Annotated in this window: 11 protein-coding genes; 9 read left to right on the plus strand and 2 right to left on the minus strand. The window is 56.4% G+C overall.

What is annotated here, in order from left to right:
* Positions 1-414 precede the first annotated feature (414 nt).
* A complete protein-coding gene (locus ACFFK0_RS14610) occupies positions 415-1,602 on the minus strand; it encodes an MFS transporter (RefSeq protein ID WP_377470993.1) in 1,188 nt (395 codons plus the stop codon).
* Positions 1,603-1,954: 352 nt separating this feature from the next.
* On the opposite strand from ACFFK0_RS14610, the gene ACFFK0_RS14615 reads away from it, so the two are divergent.
* The 8 genes from ACFFK0_RS14615 (at position 1,955) to ACFFK0_RS14650 (ending at position 12,016) form a co-directional block, all read left to right on the plus strand.
* Positions 1,955-2,956: a BMP family lipoprotein gene (locus tag ACFFK0_RS14615; protein ID WP_377470994.1), complete on the plus strand. Its 1,002-nt coding sequence runs from the start codon at positions 1,955-1,957 to the stop codon at positions 2,954-2,956.
* A 12-nt stretch (positions 2,957-2,968) separates the two neighbouring features.
* Entirely contained in the window at positions 2,969-5,038 is a 2,070-nt protein-coding gene (locus ACFFK0_RS14620) for a putative bifunctional diguanylate cyclase/phosphodiesterase (RefSeq protein ID WP_377470995.1), read from the plus strand.
* Entirely contained in the window at positions 5,035-6,393 is a 1,359-nt protein-coding gene (locus ACFFK0_RS14625; protein WP_377470996.1) for a sensor domain-containing protein, read from the plus strand. Before ACFFK0_RS14620 ends, ACFFK0_RS14625 begins: the two co-directional genes overlap by 4 nt.
* Before the next feature lie 28 nt (positions 6,394-6,421).
* Positions 6,422-6,853, plus strand: coding sequence for a cell wall hydrolase (locus tag ACFFK0_RS14630; protein WP_377470997.1), 432 nt, complete (start codon positions 6,422-6,424; stop codon positions 6,851-6,853).
* Between the two features lie 165 nt (positions 6,854-7,018).
* Positions 7,019-8,032, plus strand: a complete 1,014-nt coding sequence (locus tag ACFFK0_RS14635) for a LacI family DNA-binding transcriptional regulator (RefSeq protein ID WP_377470998.1) — start codon at positions 7,019-7,021, stop codon at positions 8,030-8,032.
* Between the two features lie 270 nt (positions 8,033-8,302).
* Positions 8,303-9,724 (plus strand): ABC transporter substrate-binding protein, encoded by a 1,422-nt coding sequence (locus tag ACFFK0_RS14640; RefSeq protein WP_377470999.1) that lies wholly within the window; start codon positions 8,303-8,305, stop codon positions 9,722-9,724.
* 98 nt (positions 9,725-9,822) lie between these two features.
* Positions 9,823-10,911, plus strand: coding sequence for a carbohydrate ABC transporter permease (locus ACFFK0_RS14645; protein ID WP_377471000.1), 1,089 nt, complete (start codon positions 9,823-9,825; stop codon positions 10,909-10,911).
* 1 nt (position 10,912) lies between these two features.
* On the plus strand, positions 10,913-12,016 hold the full coding sequence (locus ACFFK0_RS14650) for a carbohydrate ABC transporter permease (RefSeq protein WP_377471001.1): 1,104 nt from the start codon (positions 10,913-10,915) through the stop codon (positions 12,014-12,016).
* 51 nt (positions 12,017-12,067) lie between these two features.
* On the opposite strand, the gene ACFFK0_RS14655 is transcribed toward ACFFK0_RS14650, so the two are convergent.
* Positions 12,068-12,442: a nuclear transport factor 2 family protein gene (locus tag ACFFK0_RS14655; protein WP_377471002.1), complete on the minus strand. Its 375-nt coding sequence runs from the start codon at positions 12,440-12,442 to the stop codon at positions 12,068-12,070.
* Between the two features lie 312 nt (positions 12,443-12,754).
* Between ACFFK0_RS14655 and ACFFK0_RS14660 the strand changes: the two genes are divergently transcribed.
* Complete coding sequence (locus tag ACFFK0_RS14660) at positions 12,755-13,417, plus strand: hypothetical protein (protein WP_377471004.1); 663 nt, start codon at positions 12,755-12,757, stop codon at positions 13,415-13,417.
* Position 13,418: the final 1 nt, after the last annotated feature.

Consider the following 13,418-nt stretch of genomic DNA (forward strand, 5'->3'; position numbering starts at 1 on the left):
TTTGATCATTCACCGGCTAACAGAGACGAAGGGTTGTAAATGTACAGGAATCTTTGCTGCGTAGGGGCGGTTATGGATGTTCTGACTTCAAATGCCTGCAGATTCGCAGGAATCTAGCCTCGACATTTGGCTGTTCGAGAGATTCCTGTATGTATGCAGGCTTTTCTGGTATCAAACCGCCAAAGCAAAAAGAATCTAATGTAACTGCCTCCGATTTTCCTAATTGGATTGCCAGTGAATTACATAATAATCCTTTTTGTGGATAAAACTAGCATTACCATATACATATTTCCCCTCCCAGCCGGAATTGACTTTATGTGAGTGGTGGATTTGATTGGAGTCTTCACAGCACCGATGATTAAACAAGCAAGGGAGCAGCTTGCCGCGGCAAACTGCTTCCTTGTTTGTTAATAGCTAGTCTTCGATTTTCCTGCCGCCCGCCGCGATCATATAGATCAGCCAAGCGCCGCATACCGCGGCCATCCAGCCGTATCCCCCGAAAATATCGTAACGCGAAGACATGTAGCCAAAGCCTAGCCCGGACAGCATAAGCACGGCATTCTCCCCTAAGGATTGGAAGGAATCGGCCGTAGCCCGCAGCGAGGAATCGATCCGGTGATGCAGATAGCCGGCCGTAAGAGGCTCGAGCAAGCCCGATACGAAGCAGACGAGCATCATCGCAGCCAGCCCGGTTATGTCCTTCGCCCATGCTGCATACAGGAACCCTGCCGCGAACACGGCAATGATGCCGGTCAGTAAAGTCCGATAGCGAATTCGGCCTTTAAGCCGATGGGCGAAGATGCTGCCCGGCAGCTGAATCAGCATCAATACGGCGGAAACGAGTCCGAAATAAGCAATCTCGATATTCAGACGCTCCAAGTACAGCTGCCAAAATTCATAAATATAGCTCATCGCAGCGCCGGCGACGATTCCGCACAGGACTACGCTGCGCACGCCGGGATTCTTCCGGAAGAAGCGCAGCGGCACGGTCCAGGCCAGCCCCCAGCCCACGGCCGCCGGTTCGGCGGCTTCGCCGGACACGGCCGAACGCGGTTCGGCAAGAAGCAGAGTAACGCATAGCGCAATTCCTGCGGCGCAGGCCGAGATCCAGTAATTCAGCTCAAGCTCGAAGCGGCTGGCCAGCAAGCTCCCGCACAGTGCGGCCAAGACGGCGGCTGTAAGGTCGATCGCCTGCATACGGCCGAGATGGCGCTCGAATCTCGCTTCTTGACCATGCTGCAGAAGCGTATCGTACAGCAGGGCGTTCTCCGCTCCGCTGGCCGCCGAGCGCGCGATTCCGGCGATGACGACGACAGCGGCGAAATGCCAAAATTGCGAAGCATACACCAGAATGACAAATTCAAAGCAGCCCATCAGCGCGCTCAAGATCAGCAGACGCCTCCGCCCCAAGCGGTCCGCGGCAATGCCGGTAGGAACCTCCAGCAGCATCACGGTTACGGCGAAAATCAATTCCGTATAGACGACCATCGGGATCGTCATGCCTCGCTGCTCCCAGAACAGCCGCTCGATCACGTAAGCAGGAATCAGGCTCTGAAAAAACCGGCATGCATAGAGCAGCCGAACATTATTCTTCACATTCATAGGACAAGCTCCTCTCCGTATCGGTACGATTGCTTCAGGAACGGGCAATTCGACCCGGAGGGGCACGGGAACGGTAAGCTTCAGCAGATTAGCAAGGAGGTCTGGCGAATTGCGGTGCAGGTATGGACATGCTCCGGCAGCTCCTTCCCCGGACAGAAAATAGGTTCATCTCTATCATAGTGGGCGGCAGGCAAGGAAGCAATGCGGGGCGACGGAAGGTTTACGACAAAAATTTACAAAATCCTTAAGAAAATCGTCATGTCCATTTACCGACTCTCGCTATAATGGTACCAAAGATTCGGCATCAGGGACTTCGCAATCAACCAAAACTAGTATAAAGGAACTATTAGTTATGAGATTTAGCCGCTGTTTGCCTTTTGTAATCTTGCTGGCACTGTCCGTATGGATGCTTACCGCATGCTCCGCACTGCCCTATACCAAGCCTAAACCGACCGGGAAACCGCTTAAAATCGGACTGATGCTGGCAGACTACGGGCTCGGCGATCAATCTTACAACGATGCCGCATTTCGCGGCTTAACCCGGGCGCGGGACGAGCTGGGGATCGTCTTCGACTACCGCGAGCCGCCGTCCGAGGGCGTCTACGAGCAAGGCCTGCTGGAGCTCATTGAGGCCCGCTGCGACCTGGTCGTAGCGGTAGGCTTCAGTTCCAAGACCAGTTTGGAAAGGGTCGCCGTCCGATATCCTGCCGTGCCGTTCCTGCTGGTCGACGAGACGTCGGAGCTTCCGAACGTGTCCACGCTTACGTTCAAGGAGGAGGAGGGCAGCTACTTGGCGGGCATTGTGGCAGGCCTCAAAACAAGCACCAATACGATCGGCTTTATTGGCGGTATTGACGTTCCGGTCATTAATAAATTCGAAGAAGGCTTTGAGAAAGGAGCTCGCGCAGCCAATCCGAAAGTCAAGGTGCTGGGACTCTATGGCGATACCTTCGGCGATCCGGAGCAGGGCAGGAGGCTGGCCCGGACGCTGATCGATCAGGGGGCCGACGTGCTGTATGCAGCGGCAGGCTTGACGGGCAGCGGCGTACTGCGATATGCCGAAGAAGCCAAGGTGTACAGCATCGGAGTCGACAGCGACCAATTTACCATAGCGGAGCGGTCCGTACTCACTTCCATGCTGAAGCATATCGACGTAGGCCTGTACGTTGCCGTGCGATCGTTCGTGCAGGAAGGCAGCCTGACTAAGAAACATATTCGGCTCGGTTTGCGCGATAACGGCGTCAGCCTCGCTCCGCTTCGCCTGTCCCCGCTCAGTCCGCAGGAACGGGAAATATGGGATCGCCTTACGGAGCCGCTGTTGTCCGGTGCGAAGCCGGAAACCGCAGAGCGGTAAGGAGGGCATGGAATGAAGCTTCGTACAAAATTATTGATGCATACGATGGTGGCGTTACTGCTGGCGGCGCTGCTGGTCGGATTCATTCTCGTCAAGATGCTCGATATGCAAGCTTCGGACAAGGATAACGTTGCCGCAATAGTGACCGTTCAACGGCTCGAATCATCTATCGTTCTTACCCAGCAGGCGCTCAATCACTATGCCTTTAACATTACCTTCGGGAGTGAGGCCGAGGCCAGACAGCAGCTGGAGCGCAGCGGGCAGGTGATGGGCGAGCTGCGAAAAATTCTCGAGCACCTCGACAGCACCGGGCAAGTGAGGTCTGATGAAGCTAAAGAAATCATGGGCCTTCTTGCCGCTGCAGAAGCCAAATGGAACGATCTGCAAGCATCGGCCAAGACGGCGATGGCCTTGCAGGATCAAGTCGATTCGAACCGGCAGTCCATCCGGACCGCAGGCATACTGAATGACTTATTCAATCTTCAGAGGCTGGTTCAGGCGTTATACGAGCACCACACGTCGACGCTGGAGTCCGAGATCAAGGGGATCATATGGTTTTGTGCGCTCGGCGTCATGATGCTGATCTGGATTGCGTACTTGTCGAACGACCGGCTGACACGCCATATTACGAAACCGGTCAAGACGCTTGCCGATCAAGCCCAAGCGGTTGCCGCCGGCCGTCTGACCAAGGTGGAAGAGCATCCGGCCCAGGACGAAATCGGCGACCTGAGCCGATCGTTCTCCAGCATGGTGCGGCAGCTGGAGGAGCTGATTTATTTCGATCCGCTGACGGAGCTGCCCAATCGCCGCAAGTTCTTGAATCAGCTGGAGCAGGAGCTGTCCGTGGCGCGGTCCGGCGGTCGAAAATTCGCCATGCTTTATCTCGATCTGGACCGCTTCAAGAACGTTAACGATTCGCTTGGTCATACGGCAGGGGACCAGCTGCTGCGGACGTTCGCAAGCCGGCTGAACGGCTATATGGCCGGCCATGGGACGGCGTTCCGGTTAGGCGGCGATGAATTCGCCGTACTGGTCCCCCTGGTTGACGACACGCAGGAGCTGTCCGAGCTGTGCGGGCAGATCATCTCCTCGGTGTCGCTTCCTTACACGATCGAGAGCCACGAGCTGTATGTGACCGCCAGCATCGGCGTCAGCCTGTACCCGACCGATGCGGATGACGGAGAGACGTTGATGAAGTACGCCGATATGGCGATGTACCGGGCGAAGAAGCTGGGGGCGAACCATTATCAGTTCTACCATCCGCAGATGAGCGACGCCGTTCTGGAGAAGCTGGAGCTGGAAAGCAAGCTGAGGCGGGCTCTCGAGCTTAACGAGCTGGAGCTGAAATATCAGCCCCAGATGGACGTGCAGACCGGCCGGATCCATGGTGTTGAAGCGCTGCTGCGCTGGAACCAGTCCGAGCTTGGTCCTGTGCCTCCGTCCCGGTTCATTCCGCTTGCCGAGGAGACGGGGCTGATCGTGCCGCTCGGCGCCTGGGTCCTGAAGGAAGCTTGCCGCCAAAACAAACAATGGCAGCTGAGCGGCCTGCCTCCGATTCGCGTATCCGTCAACTTATCGGCGCTGCAGTTCCAGCAGCAGGATCTGGTGGAGACGATACGCCGTATTCTCGAGGAGACGCAGCTCGACGCGCGCTACTTGGAACTGGAAATTACCGAAAGCGTCGCCATGTTTAACGAGGCTTCGGTCATCCATACGCTCGGAGAGCTGAAGCGGCTCGGTCTGCAGCTGGCCATTGACGATTTCGGTACCGGCTACTCCTCTTTCAGTTATATCAAGAAATTTGCGGTCGACTCGCTCAAGGTCGATCAATCGTTTATTCGCGATATAGCCAGTAAAGATGAGGATGCAGCCATAGTAGCGGCTATGGTAAAACTGGCGCATAGTTTACAGATGAAGGTCGTCGCTGAAGGGGTCGAGACGACCGAACAGCTGGAGCTGTGCCGCTCCTGGAATTGCGATGTCGCCCAAGGGTACTTGTTCAGTCACGCCGTCAAGGCGGAAGATATCGTCCTTCTGCTGAGTGAGGAGCAGCAGCAGCAGGCTGTGGGAGTGATAACATGAATCGATGGCTTCAGCGTCTGCACGGTACGGCGGGGGAAGGCCAGCAGGACGAGGAGCTCCAGCTTGCCTACGGCATGGTGGAGGCGCTCACGAATAATGCGACGGTTGCTTTTATCGTATGCGATATGAACAATATCGTCATCTATGTGAATCGGACGTCGGAGACGGTGTTCGGCTGGAAGGCAGCCGAAATGATCGGCCGACGGCTGCCGACGATCGGCGAGCAGGCTTGGCCGGAATTTCAAGACAAATTGCGCAGGCTGGAATGGAACTTCATCGACGACGATGCGCTAAGATGCCGTAAGGACGGCTCGGTCTTCAGCGCCAGCGAGACGATAGCTGCGATACGCAACGCGCAGGGGACTGTCGTCTCCTACGCGTGTATCGTGCGGGATATTTCGGCGCGAAAGAAGGCGGAGCGCCAGCTGAGAGAGAGCGAGCAGCGCTTCCGGTCCCTGTTCGAGCAAAATTCCGATGCGACGCTGTCCCTGTCCCTTGACGGGAGGATGACCGACGTCAATCGGGCTGCGGAAGGCATGACCGGCTATGCTGGCGAAGAGCTGCTGGGGAAGGCGCTCGCAGACTTGATCGTGCCTGAGGACCACACGCTCTTCCAGGAGCTGTTCCTGGAAGCGAAAGGCAGCGGGGCCCAGCAGTTTGATACGGCCCTGAAGAACAAGCAAGGCCGCCGGGTCGAGCTGACGGTCAAGCTGCTGCCGATTCTCGTCGACGGTGAAGTCGTCGGCATCTATTGTATTGCCAAAGATATAACATCCCACCGCGAAGCGCTGACGACGATCAATTATATGGCCTTCTACGATGCGTTGACCGAGCTGCCGAACCGCCGCTTATTCCAGGAACGGCTGCGAAGCTCGCTGATCTCCGCAAACGTAGGCGGTAACCGGTTTGCCGTGATCTGGATCGACCTTGACGGCTTTAAGCATATTAACGATACGTACGGACACGCTGCCGGAGACCAGGTGCTGCATACGATCGGCTCCAGATTGAAAGCGGCGGTGCGTGCCGACGATACGGCAGGCCGGATGGGCGGCGACGAGTTCACGGTGCTGATCGGCTCCGTATCCGACACGGGGCATGTGACGAAGCTCGCCGATCGGTTGCTCACGGTGCTGGGCGATCCGATTGCTTATGGGGACGCAGAGCTGTCCGTAACGCCGAGCATCGGCATCGCCGTTTTCCCTGAAGACGGCACCGATGTCGACACGCTGCTGAATCACGCCGACCGCGCCATGTATCACGTGAAGGAATCGGGCAAAAACGGCTATTGCTTATACAGTAAAATCAAGAGTCGTAAGGAAAATGACATGAAACAACCTGCATACCCAATAAACTAAAGTAGTACCGGGATTGCGGGGTGAACGTATGGCAGTCGTTAAGGCAAGGGCGCGGGACGTAGATTTGATGGCGCGCTTGCTTCGAGCGGAGGCGGAAGGCGAAGGCGAGCAGGGCATGCTGATGGTCGGCAATGTCGGGATTAATCGAATTCGGGCGGACTGTTCGGACTTCAAGGGGATCCGCACCATTCCGCAAATGGTGTATCAGCCGCATGCTTTCGAGGCGGTTATTCACGGTTATTTTTATCAGGCTCCTCGTGACAAAGAAAGGCGTCTTGCCCGCCGGGTAATTAACGGCGAGCGGCTGTGGCCGTCCAAATTCAGCCTGTGGTATTTCCGGCCGGGCAGCGGCGTATGCCCGCAATACTGGTATAACCAGCCGCATGTCGGACGATTCAAGAGGCATTGCTTCTATCAGCCGACCGCGGGCGAATGCGAACGGATTTACAAAGCGTTTTGATTTGCGGCGACGGAAGATGTGCTGCCTTGCACCTTAGGGCGGCTCTTCCACGCCATCTTAAGCGAACGGGCAGAGATTAAATTTTCCAAAACCTATTGAAAATGAAAGCGCTATCTCCTATAATCAATATTGTGAAAAGGTTTTCAAGAAAGGTGCCGTATTATTGTGAAACCGACCATCCGTGATGTCGCCAAGCTGGCCGGCGTGTCCATCAGCACAGTCTCCCGCGTCATGAACACTCCGGAATCCGTCGTGGCGAGCAAGCGCGAGAAGGTTCAGCAGGCGATCGAGCAGCTGCAGTACCAACCGAACGGGCTGGCGCGAGGACTCATTTACCGTAAAACGAATTCGCTCGGCGTGATTATCCCCGACATTCAAAATCCTTACTACGCCGGCGTCATTCGCGGCATGGAGGATGCGGCGAAGACGCTCGGGTACAGCCTGATGATCTGCAATACGGATCACGACAAGCACCGGCTGTTCTCTTACTTCGAAAGCTTGAACGAGAAACGCGCGGACGGCATCCTGTTCGCAAGCGAGGTCGTGTATCCGGATTATTATCAGGAAATGCGCTGCTACCGCACGCCGATTGTGCTTGTATCGACGCATTCGCTCGAATACGAGCTGCCGTCGGTCAAGATTAACGATGAGGCTGCCGCCTACGATGCCGTCAGCTACTTGATCTCGCAAGGCCATCGCAGCATCGGCATGATTTCGTTCGGGCTCACCGATCCGATTGCGGGACTGCCGAGATTGCAAGGATTTCAGCGCGCGCTGCGGGAGCACGGCCTGGAGGCCAGCGGCAAGCAGGTCATCTACGCCCAGCACTGGCATGACGAAGCGTATGATGCGGCCGCACAGCTGCTGCGGCAATTTCCCGGCATCACGGCGATTTTCACCGCTTCGGATGAATTCGCGATGGGCGTTCTGTCTTACCTGCACGATCACCATATCGCCTGTCCCGGACAAATATCGGTCATGGGCTTTGATAACATCCGGATGGCGCAGATGACGATTCCGAAGCTGTCGACGGTCGCACAGCCGGCGTACCGGATCGGCTATCGCTCCGTTGAGAAGCTGGATGGGTTAATTCGCGGCGAGCCTGCTTCGAATCTTCGCGAATATTTGCCGCATGAAATCATCGTTAGGCAATCAACAGGCTCCGCACCGATCGGATAGGTGCAGCAGGGGATGCGTCGGCACAATCCATTCAAATTGAGAGCGTTACCACTTGTCTGAAAAAATTGAAAAGCTTTTCAAATATTTTTGTTACATATCTGGATTATCAGCCATGAGACGCTTCACGGCACAATCCGCATGCTGCAAGGAGGTGATCCCGCTGCCGCGTACTTCACGCAAACCGCTTGCTTCCGGGCGTGACATTCATTGAGGATTAAGGTATATGGTGATTTGCACTTTATCCATCCAAAATAAAGGGGTAGATCAAACATGAGTCCATCGAAGAAAAATCGCTTTGCAGTCGCTTCCGCACTTGTGGCGACAACGCTCGTATTCACTGCATGCAGCGGCGGTGCCAAGACGGAAACGCCGAGCGCCGGCGGCGGCAATACGGCCGGCACGAAGACGGAAACCCCGGCCGCTTCTACAGAACCGGCGAAGCCCGCCGCTTCCGGATCTGAGCTGGATCAGGCGATGGCGGGTGCTTTCAAGGGCAAAAAAGTGACGATGTTCGGTCCGTTCACGGACGCCGACCAAGTAAAATTCGAGAACAGCATTAAAGAGTTCGAGACGAAGACCGGCATCGATATTCAATACGAGGGCTCCAAAGAATTCGAAGCGACGATCTCGATCCGCGTCGACGGCGGCAATGCCCCGGATATCGCCGACTTCCCGCAGCCGGGTCTGCTTGCCTCTTTCGTGAAGAAGGGCAAAGTGCTTGATGTAAATAAGCTGATGGACCCTGCCAAGCTGAAGGCGAACTACAACGCAAGCTGGCTGGATATGGCGACGATGGAAAGCACGAACGGGAAAATTATGGCCGGCATCTGGAACCGCTCCAATGTGAAGTCGCTCGTCTGGTATCCGAAGAAGCAGTTTGACGAAGCGGGCTATAAGGTGCCGAAGACGTGGGACGAAATGATTGCGCTCTCCAAGCAAATCGCCAAGGACGGCGACAAAGCGTGGGCGATCGGCATTGAGTCCGGCGCAGCGACAGGCTGGGCGGCGACCGACTGGATCGAGGATATCATGCTCCGTACGACGACGCCGGAAAACTACGACAAGTGGGTGAAGGGCGAGCTGCCGTTCACATCGCCTGAAGTGAAGAACGCCGTTCAGAAGATGGCTGAAATTTGGCTGGACGACAGCCTCGTCTACGGCGGCCGCAAGTCGATCGTTACGACTGCATTCGGCGACGCGCCAAAGGTGATGTTTGATAACCCGCCGAAGGCATGGATGCACCGCCAGGGCAACTTCATTACGTCGTTCTTCCCGAACACGGCCAAGGCCGGCACCGACTACGACTGGTTCTATCTGCCGCCGATCGACGCCAAGTATGGCAGCCCCGTCCTCGTCGCCGGCGATATCTATGCAGCGTTCAACGATCGTCCGGAGGTTCGCGCCGTGCTGCAGTTCTTCACAACCGGCGAGTCCATCAAGACATGGGTGCAATCCGGCGGCGTGATCGCGCCGATGAACGATGCGAAGCCGGAATGGTATACGAGCGATGTGGACCGCCGGATGGGCGACCTGGTGAAGAACGCAACGACGCTTCGCTTCGACGGCTCCGATCTGATGCCGGGCTCCGTAGGCGCAGGCACGTTCTGGAAAGGCATGACGGACTACGTCAGCGGCACTGTCGATCTCGACAAGGCGCTTGAGGAGATTCAGGCGGGCTGGAACAAAAAGTAATCCATGACGATATGCCGGAATCCGGCTACATCAAACAACGAGAGGGCACGCCCGGGCAACAGCGCCCCGGGCTCCTCTTGTTTCCAGGGGGAATAAGCATGGAGTCGACCGCGACGCGTAAGACCGTAAATCCGCTGTGGCTGATTCTCGTCACTGCCGGTGTGCCGCTGCTTAACGTGATTGTCCACGGTGCGATCTTTCAGTTTCTGCGAACGGCCGAGCTGCCTTCGCCGATCTATGCGCTGCTCGCCATCGTCTGGGGCGTAGGCGGCATGTATACCGTCTATCTCTCGTTCAACTGGATGGCCGAGCAGTACCCGGACCGCTGGCGCCGGCGCATCCTGCCGTATGTATTCGTTGGTCCTGCCGTACTGCTGCTCGGCTGGCTTCTGCTGCTGCCGACTCTGCGCACGCTGTACCTCAGCTTTCTGGATGCAGGCTCGGAAAACTTCGTCGGACTTGCCAATTACGCGGCGATATTCACGAACCGTCTCCTGCTGGTAGCGCTGCGCAACAACTTGATGTGGGTCGTGCTCGGAACGGCGGCATGCGTCGGCTTCGGACTGCTGATCGCCATTCTTGCGGACCGGAGCTCGTTCGAACGGCTGGCGAAGGCGATTGTGTTCATGCCGATGGCAATTTCCATGGTCGCTGCGGGCGTCATTTGGAAATTTATTTACTACTATCAGCCGGGGCAGACGCAGATCGGCCTGCTGAATGCCATCGTAACGAAGTTCGGCGTCGAGCCAATGGCTTGGACGGCGATGAATCAGCCGTGGAACAATTTGTTCCTGATCGTCATTCTCATCTGGATGCAGACGGGGTTTGCGATGGTCATTTTCTCCGCGGCGATCAAAGGAATTCCCGAGGATATGCTGGAAGCGGCCCGCATCGACGGGGCGTCGGAAATCGGCATTTTCTTCCGCATCATCATTCCGTTCATCTCCGCAACAATTTTGTCGGTAACGACGACGATCGTGGTGTTCACGCTGAAAATTTTCGATGTGGTCATGATCATGACGGGCGGCCAATACGATACGGAGGTCGTGGCGACGCAATTTTACCGGCAGTTCTTTATGTACCGCAACTTCGGATTCGGCTCGACGCTGGCGATTGTGCTGCTCATCGCCGTCATTCCGGTCATCTGGTTCAACCTGCGGCAGCTGAAACGGGAAGGGGGGTTCTAGCATGGCGAGAGCGAGAGCGAAACGCGCGAAGAGCAAGGGCCGCTGGATCGTCAACCTCGTGCTCGGCTTCATCTGTGTGCTGTGGCTCATCCCGACGCTCGGTCTGCTCGTATCGTCGTTCCGCCCGGCTGCGGACATATTGCAAAGCGGCTGGTGGACAGTGTTCCCGCACAAGGACTGGAGCAAGGCGGAGACGATCCAGCTGCCGAAGGACCTCGATCTGACGCAGCCGATTCCGTTCGAAGGGAAGACGTACACGAACGAGCAGCTGACGGAAGGGGTGACGGTGGACGAGGGCCGGAGGATCATGTGGGAAAATCGCCGGGCGCGCACGCTGAACGTGCTGAAGCCGTCGATTAAGATGAACACGAATTTTACGCTGGATAACTATGGGAATGTGCTTGGCGGGAAAACGTACGAGATCAAGCTGCCGGACGGCTCGACGAAGACCGAGAAGGGAACGAATTTGTCGCGCTCCTTCCTGAATACGCTAACCGTATCGGTGCCGGCGACGATCATCCCGATTCTGATCGCCACGTTCGCGGCGTATGCCTTCGCGTGGCTGCGGTTTCCGGGACGCCGTCCGCTGTTCGTCATCGTCATCATGATGCTGGTCGTGCCGCTGCAGGTCGCGCTGATTCCGATTTTGAAGGATTATACGGCACTCGGTCTTAACGGCTCCTACCTGGGGATCTGGATCGCCCATACCGCGTTCGGCCTGCCGCTGACGACTTACTTCATGTACACGTACATTGCCGGGCTGCCGAAAGATTTGTTCGAGTCGGCGTTTATGGACGGTGCGTCGAACTTTACGATTTTTACGCGGTTAATCTTGCCGCTATCGGTTCCGGCGCTGGCGTCGATTTCGATCTTCCAGTTTCTGTGGGTATGGAACGACTACTTGGTGTCGCTCGTATTCATCGGCTCGCAGCCGGACGTTCAGGTGCTGTCCATGCGGATCGCCGATATGGTCGGCTCGCGCGGGAACGACTGGCATTTGCTGACGTCCGCCGCGTTCGTGTCGATGCTGATGCCGCTGGCCGTGTTCTTCGGGCTGCAGAAGTTTTTCGTGCGCGGGCTGCTCGGCGGGTCGGTGAAAGGGTAAGCAGCGGAAAAATAACAAGGCTGCCGTTGACCGCGGCAGCCTTGATTGTCATCAGAACATCCCGTTCTCATTGGGGGAATCCTTCGGGATCGGCTGACCCACATCCCATAATTCGACGATGAGATCGTCATGGAAGCGGAAGATATGTACCACAGCTCCCCCAAGATCCTCTTGATTTTGTTTGACATGGGAATGAACCGCAACGATGTCACCCTCTTCGATGGCATGTTTGACCTCGAGGGTTTTGTGCGGATTTTTGGCCGCATTCTCTTCCATCGCGAGCATCAGCGACTCGGAATCGCCGCGGAAATACGGATTATGGTGGCGGAAATCCGGAGCTACATAGCTTCGGTAAGCCTCGCGCACATTCCCCGCTGCCACCATCTGCAGAAACGACACGGCCTTCTCTTTGTAAGAAGGGTCCACGGTCCATCATCCTTTCGCATTCTCATCCTTTGTCCCAATGTTACATTTTCAACCGGGGAAAATCCAGGTATTCCGCTTATTTCCCGCGGCGGCTGCAACCTTCCCCCGGCACACAGCGTCAACAGGAGATGATAGCCATAATGTGGGAAGGGGCTGTAGGCTTTGCCGCCATTTACCAAAAGGCCGGTTTCGATGGTTTATCTCGCAGGTTTCAGCAGTTTCTTAATAGGCTGCCTGTTCTATCCCAGTTTCCCCTGGTACATCCTCGGAGATGTGAAAGAAGCGGAAATCGGGAATTGGGGAGTGTTATCCATGATCGGCGGAGCGGCATCCATTGCCGGAGCCACAGCGATCAAGCTGTCCCCTGTCCGGATCCAGAAGGCTTTGCTCCTCTTATCCTTCGTCGGGATGTCGCTATTAATTCTAGCACAAGTGCCGGCACTGTTGATGTGGCTTCTTTACGGCGGTGCCTTCACTCGACATTGGATGCCGTGGGAAGCGCTTGGCATGGCTATAGGCATAGCTCTGCATAGTTGGATTGGACTTATCGCTGTAACTGCCATGGTGGCTGCCGGCAAGGCCCTGCGCGGAGGGCTAGAGCCGGGGCTTAAGCTAAGCCGGAGAGGATGGCTTTCCTTTGCCGCCGTGCTGCTGGCTGTGATCGGAGCGGTATGGGGCTGGGACGAGTATCAGAACCGCAATTGGATCGCCTCGATCAGCCCTGCGGACGGTGCGGAGAATGTACCGCTTCATACGGAGATATCCGTTGCATGGAAGGGCAGCTATGACAGCATGGGGATGCGAATCGATTACGCGGACGAGCCCGATCTTCACACCCCGGGAGCAACCGCCGCCTCTCCGTACGGCATCAGCTTTACACCGGAGCAGCCATTTTACCCGGGCCGCAAGGTGAAAGTGACTGTTGAAGCGGGCAGGCGCACACATACGTTCACCTTTACTACAGCGCAGCGTTGAG

It is taken from the genome of Paenibacillus chartarius (assembly GCF_042432825.1).
GTDB classification, from domain to species: Bacteria; Bacillota; Bacilli; order Paenibacillales; family NBRC-103111; genus Gordoniibacillus; species Gordoniibacillus chartarius.

Excerpts from the sequence above, each read along its gene's own strand:
- ACFFK0_RS14610 (WP_377470993.1), bottom strand. The coding sequence starts at position 1,602 with ATGAATGTGAAGAATAATGTTCGGCTGCTCTATGCATGCCGGTTTTTT.
- ACFFK0_RS14615 (WP_377470994.1), top strand. The coding sequence starts at position 1,955 with ATGAGATTTAGCCGCTGTTTGCCTTTTGTAATCTTGCTGGCACTGTCC.
- ACFFK0_RS14620 (WP_377470995.1), top strand. The coding sequence starts at position 2,969 with ATGAAGCTTCGTACAAAATTATTGATGCATACGATGGTGGCGTTACTG.
- ACFFK0_RS14625 (WP_377470996.1), top strand. The coding sequence starts at position 5,035 with ATGAATCGATGGCTTCAGCGTCTGCACGGTACGGCGGGGGAAGGCCAG.
- ACFFK0_RS14630 (WP_377470997.1), top strand. The coding sequence starts at position 6,422 with ATGGCAGTCGTTAAGGCAAGGGCGCGGGACGTAGATTTGATGGCGCGC.
- ACFFK0_RS14640 (WP_377470999.1), top strand. The coding sequence starts at position 8,303 with ATGAGTCCATCGAAGAAAAATCGCTTTGCAGTCGCTTCCGCACTTGTG.
- ACFFK0_RS14645 (WP_377471000.1), top strand. The coding sequence starts at position 9,823 with ATGGAGTCGACCGCGACGCGTAAGACCGTAAATCCGCTGTGGCTGATT.
- ACFFK0_RS14650 (WP_377471001.1), top strand. The coding sequence starts at position 10,913 with ATGGCGAGAGCGAGAGCGAAACGCGCGAAGAGCAAGGGCCGCTGGATC.
- ACFFK0_RS14660 (WP_377471004.1), top strand. The coding sequence starts at position 12,755 with ATGATCGGCGGAGCGGCATCCATTGCCGGAGCCACAGCGATCAAGCTG.